Below are 24,553 nucleotides of genomic sequence, written 5' to 3' on the forward strand. Positions count from 1 at the left end.
CGCTACTACAACTTCCATCACTTTTTTCATGTCTCATCTCTCCTTGTTTTTTGTTTCATTTCTTACTTTTAGTATAAGGAAATATAGCACTTGCAACTATCGAATTGGATGACAAGAGACTTACATTGTTGTAAGGACAATCGTTTTATTTGTAATAAATGTGATTTTGAATATGGATTCAGAAATTTCTGTTGTTTTGAACTATAATTAGAAAGAGAGTGGTTTAGAAAGAAGGGGGATAATATGAAAAGAATTCTTGTTATTAGTGATATTCATGGAGAAATAGAAAAGTTCGAACAGTTATTAGAAGAAGCTCAATATGATGCAAGACAGGATCAATTGATTTTATTAGGGGATTATGTAGATCGTGGTCCCAATGCGCGTGCTGTAATTGAAAAGGTAAAAGCGTTAAAAGAAGAGGGAGCCCTCGTTCTAAAGGGTAATCATGAAGATATGATGATTAAAGCGTTAACGACTGATGAAGAACGTTCATGGAACCATTGGGTAAAAAGGAATGGTGGAGATAAGACTTTATACAGCTATGGCTTTGTAGATGAAGATATTGTAGTTAATGAAGAAGCCTTCCAAAAACCAATTTTACAATCGCATGTTTTAGAGGAACATGTAAAATTTATTCAAGAATTAGATCATTACATTGAAACAGAAGAGTATATATTTGTACATGCCGGTGTTGAGCCATTGAAGCGAGTTTCGGAATGTGAACCATATACGTTAATGTGGATACGTAATGAGTTTCATAGTGGGTATAGTGGTGAAAAGGTTGTTGTATTTGGTCATACGGAAACAAAAACGTTTCATGGTAGTGAGAATTGTGGCGTGTATTTTGGGAGTAATCGTATTATAGGGATTGATGGCGGTGCTGTATATGGTGGCCAGTTAAATTGTTTAGAATTGCCGAGTAAAAAGGTGTACGTAGTAAAAAGTTGAAAGAGATAAGGGGAATCTTATTTCTTTCAATTTTTTATTAAGAAAAATTTAAGGAAGAATTTTTATAATAAATCTTTCAAATTTTATATTGAGAAAAACGTTAAAATATAATTATAAATAGGATTGAACGATATGGTGGAAGGTGAGAATATGCGCTTACTCGTAGTAGAAGATAATGCTTCTTTATTAGAGTCTATTGTCCAAATATTACGCGATGAATTTGAAGTAGATACAGCATTGAATGGAGAAGATGGATTATTTCTAGCATTACAAAATATATATGACGCCATTTTGCTTGATGTGATGATGCCAGAAATGGACGGTTTTGAAGTAATTCAAAAAATACGTGATGAAAAGATTGAAACACCAGTCCTATTTTTGACAGCGAGAGATTCTTTAGAAGATCGCGTGAAAGGCTTGGACTTTGGTGGGGATGACTATATCGTTAAGCCATTTCAGGCTCCAGAGTTAAAAGCGAGAATTCGTGCTTTATTACGACGAAGCGGTAGTTTAACAACAAAGCAGACTATTCGTTATAAAGGGATTGAACTGTTCGGAAAAGATAAAGACGTTCAAGTAGATGGACAAAGCATGAAGTTAACATTAAAACAATATGAGCTTCTAGAGTACCTTGTTCAAAATAGCGGAAAGATTTTAATGCGTGAACAAATTTTTGATCGTGTTTGGGGATTTGATTCAGATACGACAGTAGCAATTGTAGAAGTGTATGTACATCATTTACGTAAAAAATTAGAGCCATTCGGTTATCAGAAAGATATTCAAACTGTTCGAGGTATTGGATATATATTAAAAGAACAATGAAAAAGGGAAGCATGTTTCAGAAAACACGCATTCGATTGACTATATTGAATTCATTAGTATTTATTATCTTGATAGGTGTATTAGGCAGTATCATTTATTCATACACATATAATCGTATTTATAATGAAGTGGATCAATCTATAAAAATGAAGGCTCAGTTTGGAAAAAAATTTGATGCTAAAATATTACCAAGAAAACGTATGGAGAACATTAAAATTGGAGATCCCCGGATAACTAAAATAACTTGGAATGGGAAAGTAGTAGAGATAGAGGGAGATAACCATAAATTTCGTTCTAGCTTTGAAGGGAATTTGGATCAGTTTTTCCCAAAGAAGTTAGGGGATTTGCAAGATATTGAAGTGCAAGGACGATATTTTAGAACCTTTGCGTTTAAAGAAGATGGGAAAATAGTTCAAATTGTACGCGATACAACAGCTGAAGAAGAGATGCTAAATACTTTATTTTTAATTCTTGTTATAGGTTGTAGCGTAGGAAGTTTATGTGCAATAGGAATTGGCTTTTTCTTAGCTGGCAGGGCACTCATACCCATTCAAAATTCATGGGAAAAACAGCAGCAATTCGTTTCGGATGCATCACATGAATTAAGGACACCACTTGCAGTTATTCAATCAAAAACGGATGTGTTATTTCAGTCACCATCTGCGACAATAGAAGAAAAAGCGATGGATATTTCTACGATTTCAAAGGAGTGTAGACGGTTATCTAAGCTTGTAACTAATTTATTATTGTTAGCACGTTCGGATTCTAATCAAATTGAGATGGATAAGAAAACATTTGAAATGGATAAATTGTTAGAAGAAATAGTAGATCCATATAAGGAAATTGCTTCATATCAAGAAAAAGAGATGATATTAAAAGTAGAACATGACATATCATTTATGGGTGATAGAGAGAGAATTCATCAAATGATGGTCATATTGTTAGATAATGCGATGAAGTATACAAATGGGGGCGGGCATATTCAAATCGATTGTACGCAAACGAGCAGCTCAATTCGTATACGGGTGAAAGATGACGGGATAGGGGTTAAAGATGAGGACATCCCAAAATTATTTGATCGTTTTTATCAAGGTGATAAAGCGAGAAGTGCGTCAGAAGGAGCGGGATTAGGCCTTTCAATCGCAAATTGGATTGTAGAAAAGCATTATGGGAAAATATTAGTAGAGAGCAAATGGGGAGGGGGTACTTGTTTTGAAGTGAATTTCCCTAAAAACCAAAGAATATAAGTGAGAAGACGATCTTGTTTTTACAAGGTCGTCTTTTTTTAAGGGAAAGTTAAGAAACTATTTATAACATGTATGATATACAGAAAGTTAGCCCTATGAAGAAGCGATTATAAAAAGGTATTTGAGCAGATTATATCGATCATAATGTTATTTCGATTATGTATAGGGAATGATGGAAAAGAAAGTGTAAGAGGGAGGAATTAATTTTGAAAAAGAAAATGATGACGGTATTCACTATTGGAGTAATGAGCTTAAGCATATTAGGGGGTGCCTCTCCTTCTGAAACATCACAAGGAAAGACAAATTACACGCAGCGCAGTAAAGAACAATTAAATAATGGGAAGATACATGCGGTGCATACAGAAGAAAAGGCGGAGAATCTAGGTATTGAAACGGAAGGGAAAGAACAAATTACGCTAGAAAAAGAAATTCATGAGACGGAAGTAGGAAGAGAAGCTGAACAGTTAGGAATTTCGATTGAAGGAAAAGACGTTGGAACTCTTTCAGAAGAAATCTATGAAACAAAAGTGAAGCAAGAAGCGTTAAAGCTAGGCATATCTATAGAGAATACAACGATTGTAAATTTAATTAATCAAATTAATACGATTAAAATTAATGATGAAGCGGATAAATTAGGCATTTCGACAAATGGAAAAGAAATAGAAGACATTGCGGAAGAAATCTATGGAACGAAAGTAAGAGAGGAAGCAGGGAAGTTAGGTATTTCACAAAAAGGAAAAGAGATAGAAACGTTAGCGCAAGAAGTGTACGAACAAAAAGTGCAGGAAGAAGCAAAAAAATATCATATTGATTTGTATGGTAAAGATATATATCAAGTATTAAGCGAAATTAATGAACAAAAAGTGTTACAAATGGCAGATGAGCTTAATATGGATAAAATGAATATGAACGTTCAAGAACTAGCAGAAAAAATTAAAAAAAATCAGCCTGAAAAAGGAAAAGAACTAAATTTTGTACCGGTGATTCGCACGGATGCTGACGCGTTTTATTCTTATTTAACGAACTAAAAAGGGCGTGAGAGTGATACGGAGATGGAAGTGGTATATATGTATGGCTTTACTAGCTATAGCAGTATGGAATGTATATACAAATGGCATTACAAAGTATGTGGAGAAGTTAACATTCTTCAATATACAAAGCGGAAAAGAAGCAGATTTTAGTAATAATGATGAAAAGGTCATCTTATCAAATGTACCTTTAATTCAGCAATTACCAGAGCTAGATAGAGGCTGTGAAGTGACTAGCTTAGCGATGATGTTACAATATGCAGGCATTACAGTGGATAAGATGAAATTAGCAAATGAAATAAAGAAAGTTGATTTTATGAACGATGGTGTACGTGGGAATCCGAATGAAGGATTTGTAGGAAATATTTATACCTTTTCTGAATCTGGATATGGTGTATATCACGGACCACTTTTTCAATTAGCGAAAAAGTATTTACCTAATAAAGCTGTGGACTTAACAGGGAAGAGTATAGAAGAACTTTATAAGAGTGTAAAATCAGGACAACCGGTAGTTATGATTACGAATGCAAAATTTGCGCCATTAGATGAAGATGAATTTACTACATGGGAAACAAATAGCGGAGATGTTTCTATTACGTATAATGAACATTGTGTAGTACTGATTGGATACGATGAAGAATTTGTATATATTCGGGATCCTCTCGAGGATAGCCTAGATATAAAAGTGCCGAGAGGAAAATTTGAAAAGGCATGGATGCAAATGGGGAGTCAGGCGATTAGTTATGTGAAAAGCTCTAAATGAATTAGTAAGGAAATAGATGTAAGGAACTGTAAGAGGAGTTTTTGTGGGTGTTTTTTGTCAAGAAATAAGAGAACTTCAGCTTATTATATAAGCTGAAGTTCTCTTATTTTTTATGATTAAATCTTTAGAAGTAGTGAATATGAAAAAATGCATAATTGACAAAAAAATTACATGTTATCATTATATATTGTTTTATATATGTTAATTGTATAAAATTACACAAGTATTCACATTACATAAAGGAGGCTTATTATGCAAAAAATATTTAACTGGGTTAAATGTATGAGTATCAAGAAAAAATTAATCATTTCATTTTTTCTTATTTTAACTATACCAGGACTTATTATCGGTGGTGTTTCATATCAAACTGCCAAAACAAATTTTGAACAACAAATTACAGGTAAAGCAAAGGAAAATATTTCTGTTTTAAATACTGTTATTTCTCAAAATATAGAAGAGAAATTTGTTGATGCGGCGTATTTTGCAGACGTCTTAACAGAGGATACATATCCAAACGGACAAGAAGAAATAGTAAGAACGAAGTTAGCGCAATATATAAAACTTCATCCAGAAGTAGAAGGTATTTATATTGGAACACAGACGGGAAAGTTTATAAGAGAACCATTTATCAAAATGGCTGATGGGTATAATCCAACAGATAGATCTTGGTATAAAGAAGCACATGAAAATAAAGGAAAAGTAATTGTTACTGCACCATATCAATCAGCATCTACTAAAAATATGGTAGTGACAATTGCTAAAGAAGTAAAAGATGGTAAAGGTGTTATAGGAATTAACTTAAATTTAGATAACATCTTAAAAATTTCCAAAATGATTAACATTGGTGAAAAAGGTTATGCAGTTATTCTAGATCAAAATAAGCAAATTGTTAGTCATCCATCTAGAAAACCAGGTGCAAAAGTTACTGATCCGTGGATTAAACCAATTTATGAAGAAAAACAAGGAAATGTGTCTTATACAGAACAAGGTGATAAAAAGAATTTAATCTTTGCAACAAATGAGAAAACAGGATGGAAAGTAGTTGGGGTTATGTTCGACGAAGAAATTACCCAAGCTGCGAATCCAGTATTTTATAAGACTTTGATTGTCATTGCTATCGCTATTGTATTTGGTAGTGTATTAATTTATTTCATTACAAAGTCTATTACAAGACCATTAAGAAAAATAGCTGACTCGGCCCATAAAATTAGTAAGGGAGATTTGACAGAGAAAATTACAATCCATTCCAAGGATGATATAGGGAAATTAGGGAATTCATTTAATGAAATGTCTGCCTCTTTACAAGATGTGATTACTCAAATTAGTTTTTCAGCAGAACATGTCGCTGCATCGGCTGAAGAGTTAACAGCGAGCGTACAGCAAGCAAATGATGCGACAGATCAAATTACAATTGCAATGGAACAAGTATCAGGTGGGGCTGAATCACAAAGTCAAGGTGTTGAAGAAGGTGCGGCTACATTACAACAAGTAAATACAGCAATTCAAGATGTAACTGGAAGCGCGGAATCAATTTCTATCTCCTCATTACATGCGAGAGAAAGAGCTGAAGAAGGGGAAGAATTGGTTGAACAAACAGCAAAACAAATGCAGTCTATTTCTAGATCGGTATCCGATTCAGATGCTATTATTAAACTTCTTGATGAGAAATCAAAGCAGGTAGGAGCTATTTCTGAAGCGATTCAAAACATCGCTACTCAAACGAACTTATTAGCTTTAAATGCAGCTATTGAAGCAGCAAGAGCAGGTGAACAGGGCCGAGGGTTTGCTATTGTAGCTGATGAGGTTAGAAAATTAGCGGAGCAATCAGGAGCATCATCTGGAGAGATTGCAAATTTAATTGCAGAAATTAAGGCGGATATTGAACATACTGTTAAGGCAATGGATAATGTGAATGGAGAAGTTCAACAAGGCCTTGATGTTGTAACGAAAACGAAAGCAAGTTTTACGGAAATTTTAAGTTCTACTACACATATTGTTTCTCAAGTTAATCAAATGGTAGAAACAACGAAGAGAATTGCTGGAGATGCAAATGAAGTGACAAATGCTATTGATGAAATTGCAGCGGCTGCAGAAGAAAATACAGCTAGTATGCAAAGTGTTGCTGCTTCAACAGAAGAACAAGTGAATTCAATGGAAGAAATTAGTTCAGCTTCGCAAAACTTAGCTGGGATGGCCGAAGAACTACAAGCGATGACTAGTAAATTTAAAGTATAATAACAGCAGATAAGTAAGGTGATATTATTTTCACCTTACTTATTTTTCTATTCAGCAATTAGGGGAGTCATTAACGGGATGAAAAAAAGAAAAAGACTATGGAATTTATGGAAAACGATTACATTGTTAGTTTGTACAGTTGTAATTTTTTCTTTACTTGTGACAGATATATTAATTAGTCATAATGTAGAACGGACGACGGAGGATAGCCAAGCAGAGAAAGCAAAAACAATTGCACACATTGTGGCGAATGATTCAATTGTAATCGATGGTTTGATTGGGAAGGCAGATACTTCTGCAATCCAAACGTATACAAATAGAATATTAAAAAACACAGGTGTTCAATTTATTGTAGTTATGGACATGAATGGAATAAGAAAATCACATCCAAATCCTCAAAAAATAGGCCATCATTTTATTGGGGGAGATGAAGGGCCTGCATTGAAAGGAAAGGAACATGTATCGCTGGCAGAAGGAACTTTAGGTATTTCAATGCGAGTGTTTGTACCTGTATTTTCTGAAACAGGTGAACAACTTGGAGCGGTGGCCGTTGGTATTTCAGCAGATAATGTAAAAGAGAGAGTTAAGGAAAGTAGACATATCATTTACATTGGTGTCGGAGTTGGAGTACTAGTCGGAATTATAGGAGCAATATTGCTAGCTAGACATATAAAGAAAAGTTTATTCGGTCTTGAACCTCACAGGATAGCGAAGATTCTTGAAGAAAGAAATACGATGCTACAATCTGTAAAGGAAGGTATTATTGCTGTAGATAAGGAAGCCAATGTAACTTTAATAAATAATGAGGCAAAACGATTGTTTAAGAAAAGTGGACTTGAAGAAGATTTTATCGGTAAAGATGTTGAGTTGTATATGCCTAATTCACGTATAAAAGAAATATTACAAACGGGAGAGGTACAATTAAACGAAGAACAAAATATTTATGGAATTACGATTGTGACGAATCGTGTTCCTTTATATGTAAAAGGAGAAATAGTTGGTGCAATTGCAACATTTCGTGATAAAACAGAGATTAGAAAATTAGCAGAAGAATTAACTGGTATTAGGCTATATGCGGAAGCATTACGGGCACAATCGCATGAATTTATGAATAAAATGCATGTCGTATTAGGGCTTACACATATGAAGCAGTATGAAGAATTACAAAAGTATATAAGCGGTATGGTATCAGAGCATCAATATGAAATTGGTGGGGTTATGAAAAGAATAAAAAGTCCAGTATTTGCTGGCTTTTTACTTGGAAAATTTAGCTATGCTAGAGAGAAAAACATAAAATTAATCATAAGTGAAGATTCTTACATGCCAGAAATGGATGATGAAAGTATTACTCATGAACTGATTACGATTGTCGGAAATTTAATTGATAATGCATTAGAGGCAGTGACGAATTGTGAGAAGAAGCAAGTTGAACTTGAGATACAATATGGGGATGCATTAATCATTACAGTACAAGATACGGGGAAAGGTATACCAGAAGAAGAAATAGGGGCATTATTTACGAAAGGTTATTCCACAAAGGGAGATAACCGTGGTTATGGTTTGTATCTTGTAAAAGAAAGTATACAGCGAATAAATGGGGAAATTCATATGCATTCATTAGTAGGAAAGGGAACAACGATAACAATTGAAATACCTAAAGGTAGGGATGAGAGGTAAATATGATTAAAGTTTTAATTGTAGAAGATGACCCGATGGTAGCAATGTTAAATACGCATTATTTAGAGCAAGTAGGAGGGTTTGAACTTGTTCAAGCAGTTAACTCCGTTAAAGAAGCGATAGAAGTATTAGAGGAATCACGAGTAGATTTAGTATTACTTGATATTTTTATGCCTGAAGAAACTGGATTTGAGCTTTTAATGTATATTCGGAACCAAGAAAAAGAAATCGATATTATGATGATTTCAGCTGTACATGATATGGGGAGTATTAAAAAAGCATTACAATATGGTGTAGTAGATTATTTAATTAAACCATTTACATTTGAACGATTTAAAAAGGCATTAACTATATATCGAGAAAAACTTACTTTCATGAAAGAACAACAAAAAATTAGTCAATCGGAATTAGATTCGTTAATTTTGCAAAAAGAAAAAAGAGAGCCTACGGTCACTAAAGAGCTTCCGAAAGGATTAACGAAGCAAACGATGCAATTAATTTGGCAGAAGATCGAGTCGCTGAATGGACGAGCGTTTACAACAGATGAAATGGCGCAATTAGTTGGAGTTTCAAGAGTTTCTATTCGAAAGTATGTAATGTTTTTGACTGAAATTGGAGTATTAGAAAACGAAATGGTGTATCAACACGTAGGAAGACCAGTGAGTAAATTAAGATGTATTGACAAAAATAAAATAGAGTTTTACGTATAAGCGACTTATTATAAGTCGCTTATACTTTTTTTAATTACAAAATCAATTACAAAACTTACAAAAACTATTTTTACTATTGAAAGCGTTTTAATATTGTTATTAAGAAAACAAGGGGGTGCCATATGGGAATTCAAAAGAATGTGGAAGCGGTATCATTTTCTGAAGGAAATGAAGTACAAAGAGAATCTTTCGCTTCTAAAATTATGAATGTAAAAATCGGTGTTATACCTTTACCGTTATATGTAGTATTGGCTGCTATTATTTATGGGGCATCTGTATATAATAAATTGCCAGCAGATATGATTGGTGGATTTGCAGTTATTATGATCATGGGTATTTTCTTAGGCGACATTGGAATGAGAATTCCAATTTTAAAAAATATCGGCGGTCCGGCAATACTTTCGTTATTTATTCCATCATTACTTGTATTTTTTAACTGGATGAATCCAGCTTCAATGGAAGCTGCGACTATGTTAATGAAAAAATCGAACTTTTTATATTTATATATTTCTTGTTTAGTAGTCGGAAGTATTTTAGGAATGAATCGTAAAGTGTTAGTACAAGGTTTCGTTCGTATGTTTATACCTTTAGTAGTAGGGACGTTAGCTTCGGTAGCGGTAGGATTATTGGTCGGTTCACTATTTGGATTTGAAATGAAGCAAACATTCTTCTTTATCATCGTACCAATTGTGAGTGGTGGTATAGGGGAAGGGATTTTACCATTGTCGCTAGCTTATAGTGATATTTTAAATGAATCATCAGCAACGTTTGTATCACAGCTTATTCCAGCGGCTATTATTGGAAATATGTTCGCAATCGTGAGTGCAGGGTATATGAAGCGTTTAGGTGAGAAGAAACCGGAGCTTAGTGGTAACGGTGTATTAGTGAAAACAGACAATCAAGCAGAGTTATTAAAAGAACAAAATACAGAGAAGCCAATTGACTTCTCATTAATGGGAGCAGGTTTATTAATTGCGTGTACGTTCTTTATCTTCGGAGGATTTGCTTCTAAGTTCATCGGTATTCCTGGGGCAATCATTATGATTTTCTCAGCAGCACTTGTGAAATACTTTAAATTAATGCCAGCAAAAATGGAGCAAGGAGCATTCCATTTATATAAATTCATTTCGAAGAATTTAACTTGGCCGTTAATGGTTGGACTAGGATTGCTATATATTCCGTTAAAAGACGTAGCAGCAGTTCTTTCAGTAGGATATGTTGTTGTGTGCGCATCAGTTGTTCTTACAATGGTAGCATCAGGTTTTCTTGTAGGGAAAGTGATGAAAATGTATCCAGTTGAATCAGCAATTGTAACTGGATGTCATAGTGGTTTAGGTGGAACTGGAGATGTTGCTATTTTATCAGCTTCAAATCGTATGGAATTAATGCCGTTTGCGCAAATTTCAACACGTTTAGGCGGGGCAGCAATGGTTGTAACAGCGACAATTTTATTAAAAATGTTTTCATGATCAAACAAGCTAGCTATATTCATATAGCTAGCTTGTCAAATTAAGGGGAGATTATAAGTATGTTAGAAAATCAAATTAATGAAAGATCATTGTTACTGCATAAAGAATTAGTAGGGAAAATTGAAATTACAAGTAAAGTAGAAGTAAATTCAGCGGATGATTTAAGCCTGACATATACACCAGGTGTAGCGGAGTCTTGCAAAGCAATTGCGGCGGATGAAGAAGCAGTGTATGACTATACGGCACGTGGTAATATGGTGGCAGTTGTCTCAGATGGAACAGCGGTACTTGGTTTAGGGAATATTGGACCGAAAGCAGCTATGCCTGTTATGGAAGGGAAGAGTATTTTATTTAAGAAATTTGCGAATGTAGATGCTTTCCCGTTATGTTTAGGTACGACTGATGTGGATGAAATCGTTACCCTTGTGAAAAATTTAGAGCCTACGTTTGCAGGAATTAACTTAGAAGATATTGCGGCACCACGTTGTTTTGAAATTGAAAAGCGATTAAAAGCAGAAACGAATATTCCTGTATTCCATGATGATCAACATGGAACCGCTATTGTCGTCTTAGCAGCTGTTATTAATGCATTAAAAGTTGTTAGCAAACAAATGGATAATGTGAAAATTGTTATTAACGGTGCGGGTTCGGCAGGGATTGCAATTGGAAAATTATTATTAAAGGCTGGTGCAAAGCACATTACGTTAGTTAGCTTAGAAGGTATTGTTTGTGAAGGTGAATCATGGATGAACGAAGCGCAAATTGAAGTTTCAAAAAAGACAAATCGAGAATATGTGCGTGGAACGTTAAAAGAAGCGATTCATCAAGCTGATATTTTTATTGGCGTATCTGCTCCTAACGTATTAACGAAAGAACTTGTACAAACGATGAATGAGAAAGCAATTGTGTTTGCTATGGCGAATCCAATTCCAGAAATCTTCCCAGAGGATGCATTAGAGGCTGGGGCAGCTGTAGTAGGAACCGGGCGCTCGGATTATGCGAATCAAGTAAATAATGTATTGGCGTTCCCAGGGATATTCCGTGGTGCGTTAGATGTGCGCGCGACTGATATTACAGAAGAGATGAAATTAGCGGCAGCATATGGGATCGCTAACATCATTACGGACGAAGAACGTAATGCGAATTATGTAATCCCGAATCCGTTAGATAAAAGAATTGTTCCAAGTGTTGCGGAAGCTGTAGCGAAAGCAGCTATTGATTCAGGTGTGGCGCAAATTATGAAAATACCAAGCTATTAATAGCTAAAAGCAGTGCCTAAAAAGGCACTGCTTTTTTGAGATAAGAAATCAAAATAATGAAGAAGTGTAAAATTATTTATTTGTGTGTCTTCACTATTTATTTAATTCCATTGCAACTTGTTTACCATTTACTAAAACCTCAGTTACTGCTACGATCACTTCTATCATTTTTTTCATCTCTCCTTGTGCCATTTCTTACTGTAAGTATAAGAGAAGAGAGATACTTACACTATCGAAGTATATGACGTAGAAATTACATTGTTGTAAGAAAGTGTTTTAGTTTTGTCACTTTACTCAGCGGTAATTACAAACTGATCATAATATTCTTCATTCACATATATATTTAATACCCATAATCCAGATGAAGGTAGTGACATAGTGAGAGGGAGTTCGTTTGTAGTAGAATCAATTGTATTTGAAGTGGTCCAAGTTGGTTTGGAAGTTTCTTGTTGAAAGAGTACGGGTGTTGGAGTTATTGATCCTTGTTTTAGTGCAATAATAGATAGTTTTCCAGTTGGCATTTCAGTATCTAAAAAGTACCACATCATTTCATTTTTTTCATTTGCGATAATAGGACTATCAGCCATTGCGATTTTTTCTTCGATGCCTTTTAAAGGTATTTTTTCTTGTATGAAGGAGGGTGTTTCTTCCCAATTTACATCTTTTAAAACGCTAAGATGAAAGAAGGAAGGTGCATTAACTTGAGTGGATGACGTTGCGATGGTTTCTTTTTTAGGTGCTTCTGAATCAGGTTGCGCTTGTGTGCATCCAGCGATGAGAAAAGAGAAAAGTAGCATAGTTCCGATTTTTTTCATGGTGTCACACTCCTAATTTTTATTGTTAGTGTAATTGTATTTGCTAGAAAGCGGGACAATTCCTTTAAAGTATAAAAAGAGGTCGTAAGTTTTGTACGACCTCTTTTGACATTTTCTATATTTGTTCAGTTGTAAAAGTCGGTTCATTTTCTTTTTGCGGCATCGTTAAGAAAATAACAGAAAGAACGATACATACGCCGCCTAATAATTGATATGCTCCAAAGGATTCATTTAGCCAAGCGATTGACACGATGGCAGCTACAAGTGGTTCAATGCTAGATAAAATGCTCGTTTCTGTTGCTGCTAAATATTTCAGACTACCGATATAAAGGAGGAAAGAAAGAGTGCCACTTATGATGATAAGAATAAGCATAGAAAAAGTTTTTGGTGTAAAAGTTTGTGAAAGCTGATTCCATTCAAACGAGCGATTACAAATAAGTAGGGCAATGCCACCGATTAACATCCCCCAGCCAATTACTACAGTTGTTCCGCATTCTTTAATAAGAGAAGCTGGATGAAGGGTATAAAATGCAAAGCCAATTGCTGTTAATAGGCCGAAAATAATGGCTTCTTTCGATAAAACAATATTTTCAATTGAACCGTTTGTAATAATAAAGTACGTTCCTGTTAGGGCAGTTATAATTGCGAGTAGTGGCATAGAAGCAGGGAATTTTCTTTGTCCAAATGCGACATAAATGGTAATAAGAACAGGACCTAGAAATTGAAATAATGTCGCTGTGACCGCATTACTAATATGAACTGTTTCGATAAAGGCATATTGTGCACCGAGCATACCGAGAATAGAGAAAATAATAAGTTGTATAGCATATCTCGGATGTTTCCAAATTTGAAATATGTTTTGTTTCTTTATAAGTAAGAAAGATAAAATAAATATTCCCGCAAGCAACAAGCGAATTGTTAAAAAATCAATTGATGATACGTTAGTATGTTGAAATAGCCACTGAATCATCGGGCCAGATAATCCCCATAAGGTAGCTCCTGTAATAATCATAATGAGTCCAATCCGTCTATTGTTGTTCATGATCATGCATCCCCTCTCGAGTATTTGATTTTTTATGTGTGACATGATACAAGGAATTATATATAACTTCTGGTACTGTAAAAAGTATCAGATTTTAGTTTTATTAAGGGGTCAGATATTATGTTAGAATTAACGCCTAATTTAAATACGAAAAGTAAAATAGCATTGTATGTGCAATTGTATGAGTATATAAAAAAAGAGATTAAAGATGGAACGATTCCGGCTTTTACAAAATTACCTGCTAAAAGAAAGCTGGCGAGCTATTTACAAGTGAGTAAGAATACAGTAGAAGCAGCTTACGAGCAATTACTTGCAGAAGGTTATATTGAATCGGCATCGAGAAAAGGTTATTTTGTATGTAAAATTGAACAAATGATTTATGTAGAAGGAAGCGAAGCGAAAGTAGAAGAAGTACCGTTTCGGGAGGAGAACTATAAATTTGATTTCACCCAAACAGGAGTTGATACGAATACTTTTCCGTTCACTATGTACCGTAAGCTTATAAATGATGTATGGCAGCCGCATAATAATGAGTTGCTTTTTCTTGGACACCCTCAAGGGGAATTGAGCTTAAGGGAGGAAATTGCGAGCTATTTGTATGAATCTAGAGGTGTGCGTTGTTCAGCTAGTCAAATTGTATTAGGGGCGGGAACACAAATATTAGTGAAGTTACTTTTTCAGTTGTTGAAGGGAAGTAACTATGCGGTTGAAAACCCAGGTTATCATAGGAAAATGGTCGTTTTTGAACAGGGAGAAAAGAAGGTTCAAATGTTGTCTTTAGATAGGGACGGAATTTGTATGGCAGATTTAGAAAATAGCGATGCAAATGTTGTATTTGTTACACCTTCTCATCAATTCCCATATGGAATGATTATGCCTATTACGAGAAGGACGCAGCTTTTACAATGGGCGAAGAAAGAAGAAGGCAGGTATATTATTGAAGATGATTACGATAGTGAATTTCGTTATTCAGGAAAGCCAATTCCGGCACTGCAAGGATTAGATACAGATGGGAAAGTTATTTATATGGGGACGCTATCAAAAGCGTTGTTACCCTCATTACGGATGAGTTATATCGTATTACCGAAGAATATAATTGAAAAGTATCAAAAGGAATATTTATTTTATACGCAAAGTGTTTCAAGAATGGACCAAGAAGTGATAAGAAGGTTTTTCAATGAAGGCTATTGGGAAAAACATATTCATAAAATGCGTGTCGTTTACCGAAAAAAGAGGGATCGACTTGTTTTTGAAATAGAGAAGTATTTCTCTAATCGTGTTGAAGTGATAGGAGAAGATTCTGGATTACACATTTTATTACAAGTGCATAATGGAATGCGAGAAGAAGAACTAATTCAAGAAGCTGCGAAATATAGTATTAAAATATATCCTGTTTCTACGTACTATAAAGACGGTACTGCGCCTGAAAATGTAGTTTTACTTGGGTTTGCGATTTTATCAGAAGAAGAAATTGCGAAAGCGATTCAATTATTACATAAGGCATGGTATACAAGAAAGTAAAAAAACATCCTCCAAGCATGAGGATGTTTTTTATTATTTATTTTCATCTAAGAATAAGACCATATGCTCTTCGTCCCAATATTGTCCGTTATATTTTAATGAACGTTCTTGCACACCGAATGTTTTAAATCCTAATGATTCATAAAGTTTCTTCGCACCATCGTTGCCAACAACAACATCAAGCATAACTTGTTCTACTTCTAAAGATTTAGCAAGTTCAAGACATTCTTTAATAAGTGCTTTTCCTGCTCCAAGTCCGCGTGCTTTTGGAGACACATATACAGAACCGATTTTAGCTTTATGTTCTTGTTTTACATATGGTTTCGTTTCCAGCGTTGCAACTCCGATTAATTGTCCATCTTTAAATGCACCTAGTGTATAGTTTTCATCTTGTGCTAATTTTTGTGCTTTATATTCAATCGCACACTCTTTATTAATAATATCTTCATAAGAAGAGCTGAAAGCTTCAGGGTTTTGCTTTAATCCTTCTACACGAAGTTCTAAGTAAATTTCTGCTTCGTCTTTTGTTAATACATGGATATCCAATTATATCACCCTCCAAATCTTTGCAAATGTAACTTTATTTTATATTGAAATAAGAATAATTTCAAAAGGTTAGCTTATATGAGCTGATTTTATGAACAAAATAACACCAGTAGTGTTTACTACTACTGGTGTTTTCACACGCATCTTATTCAAATGGTAGCTTGATTCTAAAGTTTGTCCCTACTCCTAATTGGCTTGTTACTAGAATGGAACCGTTATGCAATTCTACAATTTCTTTTGCAACAGCTAGCCCGATACCTTTTCCTCCAGTAGCTCTCGTTCTGGATTTATCAACACGATAAAAACGATCAAAAATATGTGAGATATCTTCTTCAGGAATACCTTCTCCTTCATCGTCTACATTTATTGTAAAAGAATCTGTTTCCGTGAGTACACGTATCGTAATAGATGTGTTTTCTGGTGAATGTTGATAAGCATTGTGTAATAAATTTAACATAACTTGTTCCATACGTCTTTCGTCTATGCAAACTTCTAAATCATCTTTGCAATATACATGGAGTTGCATTTGTTTGTTAGTTAATGTTGTTTTTGTTTTTTCAACCATTCGTTCTAAAAATGGTTTAAGGATCACTTTTTGTTTTTTTATAACAAACTGATGTTGTTCTAATTGCACTAGCATAAATAAATCTTGGACGAGATCGGTTACACTATCTGTTTCATCCTCAATGATCTGTAAGTATTCTTCACGCTCTTCTTTCGTTAAAGAATCCCTCTTTGCTACCTTCGCATAACCTTTCATATAGGTCAATGGAGTTAATAGTTCATGGGCAACACTAGCGAGAAATTCATTTCTTTCTTTTTTCATATAAGTCAGTTCACTGGATAAATCTTCGATCGTTTTTGCTAAGCTGCCAAGCTCATCATTCCGTTTAATACCTAATTGAATTGGTGTATTTAATTTTGACATTTTTTCTGTTGCCCTCTTCATTTTTATAAGTGGTTCTGTAATAACACGAGAAAAAACAAAGACAGAAATAGTCGTTAAAATAATTGTCACAACACTAATGATAAGAAATTGATTCATGAGTTTAAGTAACATATTTTCTAAGAAAGATGTTTTTAATAACATATATAACTTTCCTTGAAACTCTTCTGTGTTAAGTGGGCTTACCGTTGTGATGAATTTTGATTTTTTCCAGTTCTTTTCGACAATTAATCCGCCTTTTGGAATAGGTTCTGTTTTACAAGTAAGTTGTTTCTGCATTGCCTTTGTTACGGGTTCTGAAGTGGAAATAATTTTGCCATTATTGTCTGTTAGTATGATAGCTATATCAGAGTTAGCAATTAATTCTGATTCTACTAAGTGTGCAGCTGCATCCGCGATATCGAAATCTGGATACATAGGACGGTTAGGGTTTTTATTGTATTCAGCGCGTTCGGGGTGTTGCTTTTCTTTAGCAATTGCATTCCACTTTGTGCGGCTTGTAATTTTTTTACTATAGCGATTACCTTTTTCTAAAAGAGCAAGTGTTTCTTCCTCAATCCGCATTGTTGAAATGCTTTTGTAAAAAGATACGAAAGCAATTGTTTCAATACATAAAGCTAATATTAAAAAGTATGTCCCAATTTTAAGGGAAAGTTTACTCATTTTCTCACCATACCTTATTCATAATAAACGGTCAGTGGTATGGTATTTCCACTGACCGAAGTAATTATTCACATTTCCATTTATATCCGACTTTATAGACGGTTTCTAAGTAATTTTCAATTGGAAATCCTTTTTTACGTAATTTATCACGGATATTGCGAATATGTGAATCGATTGTTCTATATTCGATGTCTGTTTCATAGCCCCAAATTTTCTCGATTAAATCATCTCGGCTATAAGCACGGTTTGTATTTTGTAAAAATAGTCCAAGTAACGAAAATTCAATAGGAGTTAGTGAGATTTTTTCGTCATAAACTGTGACAGTATGTTTCGTTTTATCCCACTCGATACCATTGAAGCTAACGAAGCCGTCTTTCTTTGTACGACGTAATATAGCCTCGATTCTTGCGACTAATACATGCTCATCAAATGGTTTTGTAATATAGTCGTCCGCGCCCATAGTGAGGCCTTTCACCATATCGTAATTTTGATTACGAGCTGTTAGCATAATAATTGGAACGTTGGAAATTTGACGGATTTGATAGCAAGTATCCCATCCATCCATATTCGGCATCATAACATCTAACAAAATAATATCGAAGTCTTTTTGTTCTATTAACTTTAGTGCTTCAAGGCCAGAGGTAGCTTTCATACAAAAATAGCCGCGAGGGCTTAAGAAAAGATCTAATAATCGTAACATGCGTTCTTCATCGTCTACTAATAAAATTTTTACCATTATCTTGTGCACCCCAAACTGTTCATTCTACTTGTATAGTTTACATGAAAATAATAAAAAACTCTTTTTATGTGATTGAGTGGAAGAGTTATTTTTCGCTCAGAGTAATTGACATAAAAAATGCACTAGTTTTGCACAACTATTTTTTATAATAGAAAACGTAGCGACACAAAATACCCTATGTTGCGACATAACGTCATGTCATTTTATTTATAAAATGACAATTCCATTCTATTGTGTATGTGAGATAGAGAGGGTTTTCGTATTCACCTCGCATCGGATAAGAAAAATTTCCTATCTCACACTTTTTTTAAAAGGAGATCATACACATGAATCCAAAAGAAGAAATTTCAAAAAAAGAAAAGCAAGATCGTAATACGGTTGTCATGTGCATTGCCGTATCTATGGTTATTATTATAAGTTGTGTAAATAAAATTTTGGGGATTTTATAATATAAAAAAGCTTATTGCTTCTTAAGAAGCAATAAGCTTTTTTCATTATTAGGGAAATAGTTCTATATAATAAACCAAGGTAAAATTGCTAACCCAGAAGTTACAATTGCTGTAGTAAATATTAAAAGCATAGCTCGTTTGTTTTGTTTCATGTCACATTCTCCTCTACCTATCAATTGAATGCTATACGTTCATTTCATAATTGATGCCTTACTAATTAAAGTTTCACTTTATACTTTTAGTATAATGAATGGAAAGGTTTGGTACGATCGATAAAGGTGACATGAAGATTACATTGTTGTAATGAAAAAAGCACCTTTCTTAATCAAAAGGTGCTTTTAACTATATTGAAGTATTAATCATTTAAGAATAGAACCATATGTTCCTCGTCCCAATATTGACCGTTATGTTTTAATGAACGTTCCTGTACGCCGTAAGTTTGGAAACCTAATGACTCATATAATTTTTTTGCCGCATCGTTACCAACTACAACATCGAGCATAAGTTGTTCTACATGTAGTTTATCGGCATTTTCAATAATTGCTTTAATTAGAGCTCGTCCTGCGCCAAGGCCACGCGCTTTTGGGGAAACAAAAACGGAACCGATTTTTGCTTTATGTTCTTGTTTAATGAAAGGCTTTGTTTCTAAAGTAGAAATGCCGATTAAATCGTTATCTTTGAAGACCCCTAGAGTATACTTATCCGGATTGCTTAATCGTTTTGCCATAGCAGCTACAGGATCCTCATGTTTAAGAACATCTTCATAAGAAGAGCTAAAAGCTTCTGGGTTCTTCGTTAAACCTTCCATACAAACTTTTAAATATATTTCTGCGTCCTCTGTCGTTAATAAGCGAATTTCCATAGTTATAACCTCCTTGGTCGATTTCAAATAAAATAAATCCATTACTTCTATAAGATTGTGTATGCGTTTTGTTAGCAGTCTCTTTTAATTTGTAAAAGAATGAAAAGATATATGCTACAATGTTTTATTTTTAATATGTAATGAAATTATATATTAACTTCATTAACTATTCAAGTCTTTAATATATTACATTTTTATAACTAAAATAACTCCTCAACCGAGGAGTTATTTTAGTTATTCGATTGATAACCATCAATTCGATGTGGATGTGTGTAAATATTGCAAGATTCATTTCTAATAAATCCTACGACTGTAATGCCTAAATCATGAGCGAGTTGTAATGCTAATTTTGTTGGAGCGGATTTAGATAGAACCATTTCACATCCGATTTTTGAAACTTTTAGTAAAATTTCGGATGAAATACGCCCGCTAAATGCGATGATTTTTCCTTTAACGGATATATCGTTGCGTAAACAATGACCATATATTTTATCTAATGCATTATGTCTTCCAATATCCATTCTTGATAGGAGGATATTGTTTCGATCACATAGCGCGGTATTGTGAACCCCGCCGGTTTGGCGAAAGGTAGTGGAAGATTGTTGTAAAGTATTCATTAAGTAAAAGCATTCTTCAGGAGTAATTTTTACATGTATATCATGTAAATCTTTTGCTTTTGCTGCATCGTTAACGAAAATAAAGCCTTGTCTACCTTTTCCGCAGCAAGAAGTGATGTATCGTTTATTATATAAAGTTTGATAGAGTGGATTTATTTTTGATGATGTTAAATGGACAATTCCGTTATCTTTTTGCACCCATAGTTCTTCAACATCTTTATAGTAAGCAATAATTCCTTCAGAAATTAAAAAACCAATTACCATATCTTCAATATAATTTGGTGTGCATACAACTGTTACATATTCTTCACCATTTAATTTAATGGTAATAGGAGATTCTGTAACAATCTCATCCAGTTGTTTTGAAAATGTACCAGATTGATAGCGTACAATTGTATAAGTCTCTTGCGTAGGCCCCATATTTAATTCCCCTTTTATATGTATTTCTCTCCCATATTTATCATAAAACAATGGGGAAATAAAAACACCTATTAGCAAGGAAATCACAGATTATTTTGGTTATTATTGTATATGTACGATATAATAGAACCGTAGAATAGTGATATTTTCAGGCTTTCGTAGTTATACCTTATAACATCTAGAATCGGCTTCATAAGAAAAGTATTCGGGCAGAGCGTTTCAAAAATATGTACAGTAATGCGATTTTGAAAACGGATTCATAATTGTGTTGTACAGTTGGTTGTAAGGAGAGGGGAAACTATGGCAGAACAGACAGTCCGTGTAACCGTGGATGGTAAAGAATTTTCCACATCGGGTGAAAAGACGATACTACAATTATTTAACGAGAGTAATTTGGAACATCCTCAAATTTGTCATGTACCAGAAGTAGATCCAATTCAAACTTGTGATACGTGTATTGTAGAAGTAAATGGGAAGTTATTACGTGCTTGTTCAACGAAATTAGAGAGCGGTATGCATATCGAAAGACAGTCTCAGCGTGCGAAAGAGGCACAGACTGAGGCAATGGATCGAATATTAGAGAATCATTTATTGTATTGTACCGTTTGTGATAACAATAATGGTAACTGTAAAGTCCATAACACGGTACATATGATGGAAATTGAAGAACAGAAATATCCGTATGAGCCGAAAGTAAGTGCTTGTGAAGTGGATATGTCACATCCGTTTTATCGGTATGATCCAAATCAATGTATTGCTTGTGGACAGTGTGTAGAAGTATGTCAAAACTTACAGGTTAATGAAACTATATCGATAGACTGGAACTTAGATCGTCCACGTGTTATATGGGATCATGGTGTAAGCATAAATGACTCATCTTGTGTAAGTTGTGGGCAGTGTGTAACAGTATGTCCATGTAATGCGTTAATGGAAAAAACAATGCTAGGTGAAGCTGGGTTTATGACTGGATTAAAATCAGATGTGTTAGATCCAATGATTGATTTTGTAAAGGATGTAGAGCCTGGATATAGTAGTATTTTAGCGGTTTCAGAAGTAGAGGCTGCGATGCGTAAGACGAAAGTTAATAAAACAAAAACAGTTTGTACATTTTGTGGTGTCGGTTGTTCCTTTGAAGTATGGACAAAAGATCGCCATATATTAAAAGTGCAACCTGTTTCAGATGCACCTGTTAATGGTATTTCCACATGTGTAAAAGGTAAATTTGGATGGGACTTTGTAAATAGTGAAGATCGAATTACGAAGCCATTAATTCGCCAAGGGGATATGTTTGTTGAAGCTTCATGGGAAGAAGCATTAGAAGTTGTTGCTTCTAACATGCAGCATATTAAATCTGAATATGGCAGCGATGCATTTGGGTTCATTTCTTCATCGAAAGTAACGAATGAAGAAAATTACCTTATGCAAAAACTAGCCCGACAAGTATATGGAACGAATAATGTGGACAACTGTTCTCGTTATTGTCAATCTCCAGCGACAGACGGTTTATTTAAAACTGTCGGTATGGGCGGGGATGCTGGAACAGTGAAAGATATAGCTGAAGCAGGCCTTGTTATTATCGTTGGTGCGAATCCAACAGAAGGACACCCTGTACTTGCGACGAGAGTAAAACGTGCTCATAAATTACACGAGCAAAAACTGATTGTAGCAGACCTTCGTAAACATGAAATGGCAGAGCGTGCGGATTTATTTATTCATCCGCGCCAAGGTACGGATTACGTATGGCTTGCTGGTATTACGAAATATATTATTGATCAAGATTGGCACGATAAAAAGTTTTTAGCTGAAAATGTGAAGAACTTTGATGAATATAGCAAAATGTTAGAAAAGTATACGCTCGATTATACAGAAGAAATTACGGGGATTTCTAAAACTCAGTTAAAAGAAATGGCCCGTATGGTATATGAAGCAGATGGTACTTGTATACTTTGGGGAATGGGTGTAACGCAAAATACAGGAGGAAGTACGACATCAGCAGCAATTTCAAATTTACTACTTGTTACGGGTAACTATCGTCGTCCTGGTGCAGGTGCATACCCATTACGAGGACATAATAACGTACAAGGTGCTTGTGATATGGCAACATTACCAAACTGGCTTCCTGGTTATCAAGCAGTATCAGATGATACGCTGCGTGCGAAATTTGAAAAAGCATACGGTACAACTATTCCGAAAGCACCAGGATTAAATAATATTGCAATGTTACTTGCAGCGGAAGAAGGAAAACTACGCGGTATGTATGTCATGGGTGAAGAAATGGCTTTAGTCGATTCAAATGCGAACCATGTGCAACACATTTTATCGAATTTAGACTTCCTCGTTGTTCAAGATATGTTCTTATCAAAAACAGCTCGTTTTGCTGATGTTATTTTACCGGCAGCACCAAGTTTAGAAAAAGAAGGAACGTTTACGAATACAGAGCGCCGTATTCAAAGATTATATGAAGTATTGAAACCACTAGGTGATTCCAAACCAGACTGGTGGATTTTGCAAAAAGTTGCTCGTGCACTGGGCGGGGATTGGAATTACGAAAGTCCAAGTGAAATTATGGACGAAATCGCATCACTTGCACCGTTATACTCTCAAGCGACGTATGACCGTCTAGAAGGATGGAATAGTTTATGTTGGGGTAGTCATGATGGTAGCGATACACCGCTATTATATGTAGACGGATTTAACTTCCCAGATAAACTTGCTCGTTTATCATTAGATGAATGGGTACCACCGGTTGTAGCGCCAGATGAGTATGATTTACTGTTAAATAATGGACGCATGCTAGAACATTTCCATGAAGGGAATATGACAAATAAATCAGCTGGTATTTTATCTAAAGTATCTGAAGTATTCGTTGAAATTTCACCTGAACTCGCTATAGAGCGCAATGTGAAAGATGGTGGTCTTGTAGAATTAGCATCACCATTTGGAAAAATTAAAGTACAAGCGCTTATTACTGACCGTGTAACGGGGAAAGAGCTATATTTACCGATGCATGCAACGATAAATGAAGAAGCGATTAATATTTTAACGGGGACGGCAACAGACCTTTATACGTGTACACCAGCATATAAACAAACGATGGTGAAAATGCGTGTGTTACGTGAAAAAGGAAATCGTCCGTTACCATCTTCAAACCCGCGAGATAAAAAGCGTAATCCGCAAAATGGTGTTGAAATCGAGCAAAAATGGCAAAGAAAACAATACGTATCACTTGTGGACTAGGGGGCGGAGATAGTGGCGAAAGAAATTACGTTAATAAAAAAGAAAGTTGTAACAGAGGAAGAGCAGAAACAGCAAGTAGCAGAGGAACTTCTAAATGAGTTATCTAATAATCGTGAAGCAGTAGAAGAAACGATGCAGCTTTTAGCACAGTTGCAGAAGGCTGGTATATTAGATGCGGCGATTAGTTTACTTGCTGCGAAGGAAGATGTTTCAAAAATCGCTGTGGAGCAATTAAATCGTGAACCCGTTAAAAATGCACTCAACAATATGATGGGGGCGGGGGAAGCGCTATCCGCAGTTGACCCAGAAGTAACGAAGCAAATCACATCGAGTTTAGTCACTGGATTGCAATTTGCTACAGATGAATTAAATAGTGGTAAAAAAACAAAAGTGATGGATTTCTTTAAAGTGTTAAAAGATCCAGATATCAATAGAGCCATTACATTCGGTTTTAGCTTCTTGAAAGCATTTGGGCAAGGATTAGAGAAAAAATAGAGTAAATGAAAAAAGTGATGGGAAGTAGCCATCACTTTTTTCA

21 protein-coding genes and 1 pseudogene are annotated in these 24,553 nt (G+C 34.8%); 15 read left to right on the top strand and 7 right to left on the bottom strand.

Annotation, left to right across the window (positions count from 1 at the left end; all coding sequences use genetic code 11):
• Positions 1-243: 243 nt before the first annotated feature.
• The 11 genes and pseudogenes from ILT06_RS26325 (at position 244) to ILT06_RS26370 (ending at position 12,158) form a co-directional block, all read left to right on the top strand.
• Positions 244-948: a metallophosphoesterase family protein gene (locus ILT06_RS26325; protein WP_078183462.1), complete on the top strand. Its 705-nt coding sequence runs from the start codon at positions 244-246 to the stop codon at positions 946-948.
• Positions 949-1,098: 150 nt separating this feature from the next.
• Positions 1,099-1,770: a response regulator transcription factor gene (locus tag ILT06_RS26330; protein ID WP_001238626.1), complete on the top strand. Its 672-nt coding sequence runs from the start codon at positions 1,099-1,101 to the stop codon at positions 1,768-1,770.
• A complete protein-coding gene (locus tag ILT06_RS26335; protein WP_222655654.1) occupies positions 1,767-3,017 on the top strand; it encodes a sensor histidine kinase in 1,251 nt (416 codons plus the stop codon). The genes ILT06_RS26330 and ILT06_RS26335 overlap by 4 nt, the downstream gene beginning before the upstream one ends.
• A 206-nt stretch (positions 3,018-3,223) precedes the next feature.
• A complete protein-coding gene (locus ILT06_RS26340; RefSeq protein WP_078183464.1) occupies positions 3,224-4,045 on the top strand; it encodes a transporter in 822 nt (273 codons plus the stop codon).
• Positions 4,046-4,058: 13 nt separating this feature from the next.
• Positions 4,059-4,808, top strand: a complete 750-nt coding sequence (locus tag ILT06_RS26345; protein WP_222655655.1) for a C39 family peptidase — start codon at positions 4,059-4,061, stop codon at positions 4,806-4,808.
• A gap of 282 nt (positions 4,809-5,090) precedes the next feature.
• Positions 5,091-6,104, top strand: a pseudogene (locus tag ILT06_RS33310) (HAMP domain-containing protein); the annotation flags it as partial.
• Between the two features lie 120 nt (positions 6,105-6,224).
• The gene (locus ILT06_RS33315) at positions 6,225-7,043 is read left to right on the top strand and encodes a methyl-accepting chemotaxis protein (protein ID WP_433848330.1); all 819 of its coding nucleotides are present in this window, start codon (positions 6,225-6,227) and stop codon (positions 7,041-7,043) included.
• Positions 7,044-7,121: 78 nt separating this feature from the next.
• On the top strand, positions 7,122-8,720 hold the full coding sequence (locus tag ILT06_RS26355) for a sensor histidine kinase (RefSeq protein WP_064477137.1): 1,599 nt from the start codon (positions 7,122-7,124) through the stop codon (positions 8,718-8,720).
• A 2-nt stretch (positions 8,721-8,722) separates the two neighbouring features.
• A complete protein-coding gene (locus ILT06_RS26360) occupies positions 8,723-9,430 on the top strand; it encodes a response regulator (RefSeq protein ID WP_048541629.1) in 708 nt (235 codons plus the stop codon).
• A 122-nt stretch (positions 9,431-9,552) separates the two neighbouring features.
• Positions 9,553-10,899: a 2-hydroxycarboxylate transporter family protein gene (locus tag ILT06_RS26365; RefSeq protein WP_000512725.1), complete on the top strand. Its 1,347-nt coding sequence runs from the start codon at positions 9,553-9,555 to the stop codon at positions 10,897-10,899.
• Between the two features lie 59 nt (positions 10,900-10,958).
• The gene (locus ILT06_RS26370; RefSeq protein WP_064477134.1) at positions 10,959-12,158 is read left to right on the top strand and encodes an NAD(P)-dependent malic enzyme; all 1,200 of its coding nucleotides are present in this window, start codon (positions 10,959-10,961) and stop codon (positions 12,156-12,158) included.
• Between the two features lie 290 nt (positions 12,159-12,448).
• Here ILT06_RS26370 and ILT06_RS26375 read toward each other — a convergent pair whose 3' ends face one another.
• Both ILT06_RS26375 and ILT06_RS26380 read right to left on the bottom strand, forming a co-directional pair.
• Positions 12,449-12,973 carry a DUF4871 domain-containing protein gene (locus ILT06_RS26375; protein ID WP_222655656.1) on the bottom strand — a complete coding sequence of 175 codons (525 nt, stop codon included), beginning with the start codon at positions 12,971-12,973 and terminating at the stop codon, positions 12,449-12,451.
• A gap of 115 nt (positions 12,974-13,088) precedes the next feature.
• On the bottom strand, positions 13,089-14,015 hold the full coding sequence (locus ILT06_RS26380) for a DMT family transporter (protein WP_149174051.1): 927 nt from the start codon (positions 14,013-14,015) through the stop codon (positions 13,089-13,091).
• A gap of 120 nt (positions 14,016-14,135) precedes the next feature.
• On the opposite strand from ILT06_RS26380, the gene pdxR reads away from it, so the two are divergent.
• Positions 14,136-15,536 carry a MocR-like pyridoxine biosynthesis transcription factor PdxR gene (pdxR, locus tag ILT06_RS26385; RefSeq protein ID WP_222655657.1) on the top strand — a complete coding sequence of 467 codons (1,401 nt, stop codon included), beginning with the start codon at positions 14,136-14,138 and terminating at the stop codon, positions 15,534-15,536.
• 33 nt (positions 15,537-15,569) lie between these two features.
• On the opposite strand, the gene ILT06_RS26390 is transcribed toward pdxR, so the two are convergent.
• The 3 genes from ILT06_RS26390 to ILT06_RS26400 all read right to left on the bottom strand — a co-directional run bounded on the left by ILT06_RS26390 (position 15,570) and on the right by ILT06_RS26400 (position 18,427).
• Positions 15,570-16,082: a GNAT family N-acetyltransferase gene (locus ILT06_RS26390; RefSeq protein WP_000351216.1), complete on the bottom strand. Its 513-nt coding sequence runs from the start codon at positions 16,080-16,082 to the stop codon at positions 15,570-15,572.
• Positions 16,083-16,227: 145 nt separating this feature from the next.
• Complete coding sequence (locus ILT06_RS26395; RefSeq protein WP_064477130.1) at positions 16,228-17,691, bottom strand: sensor histidine kinase; 1,464 nt, start codon at positions 17,689-17,691, stop codon at positions 16,228-16,230.
• Positions 17,692-17,755: 64 nt separating this feature from the next.
• On the bottom strand, positions 17,756-18,427 hold the full coding sequence (locus ILT06_RS26400) for a response regulator transcription factor (RefSeq protein WP_064477129.1): 672 nt from the start codon (positions 18,425-18,427) through the stop codon (positions 17,756-17,758).
• Between the two features lie 329 nt (positions 18,428-18,756).
• On the opposite strand from ILT06_RS26400, the gene ILT06_RS32710 reads away from it, so the two are divergent.
• The gene (locus tag ILT06_RS32710) at positions 18,757-18,879 is read left to right on the top strand and encodes a hypothetical protein (protein WP_001068388.1); all 123 of its coding nucleotides are present in this window, start codon (positions 18,757-18,759) and stop codon (positions 18,877-18,879) included.
• A gap of 355 nt (positions 18,880-19,234) precedes the next feature.
• On the opposite strand, the gene ILT06_RS26405 is transcribed toward ILT06_RS32710, so the two are convergent.
• Both ILT06_RS26405 and fdhD read right to left on the bottom strand, forming a co-directional pair.
• Positions 19,235-19,741 (bottom strand): GNAT family N-acetyltransferase, encoded by a 507-nt coding sequence (locus ILT06_RS26405; protein ID WP_000405878.1) that lies wholly within the window; start codon positions 19,739-19,741, stop codon positions 19,235-19,237.
• A gap of 230 nt (positions 19,742-19,971) precedes the next feature.
• A complete protein-coding gene (gene fdhD / locus ILT06_RS26410; RefSeq protein ID WP_222655658.1) occupies positions 19,972-20,778 on the bottom strand; it encodes a formate dehydrogenase accessory sulfurtransferase FdhD in 807 nt (268 codons plus the stop codon).
• 300 nt (positions 20,779-21,078) lie between these two features.
• Here fdhD and fdhF point away from each other — a divergent pair, with 300 nt between their 5' ends.
• Both fdhF and ILT06_RS26420 read left to right on the top strand, forming a co-directional pair.
• Positions 21,079-24,015 carry a formate dehydrogenase subunit alpha gene (fdhF, locus tag ILT06_RS26415; RefSeq protein ID WP_222655659.1) on the top strand — a complete coding sequence of 979 codons (2,937 nt, stop codon included), beginning with the start codon at positions 21,079-21,081 and terminating at the stop codon, positions 24,013-24,015.
• A gap of 12 nt (positions 24,016-24,027) precedes the next feature.
• Complete coding sequence (locus ILT06_RS26420) at positions 24,028-24,510, top strand: helical membrane plugin domain-containing protein (RefSeq protein WP_222655660.1); 483 nt, start codon at positions 24,028-24,030, stop codon at positions 24,508-24,510.
• Positions 24,511-24,553: the final 43 nt, after the last annotated feature.

It is taken from the genome of Bacillus sp. 17RED48 (assembly GCF_019837545.1).
GTDB classification, from domain to species: domain Bacteria; phylum Bacillota; class Bacilli; order Bacillales; family Bacillaceae_G; genus Bacillus_A; species Bacillus_A wiedmannii.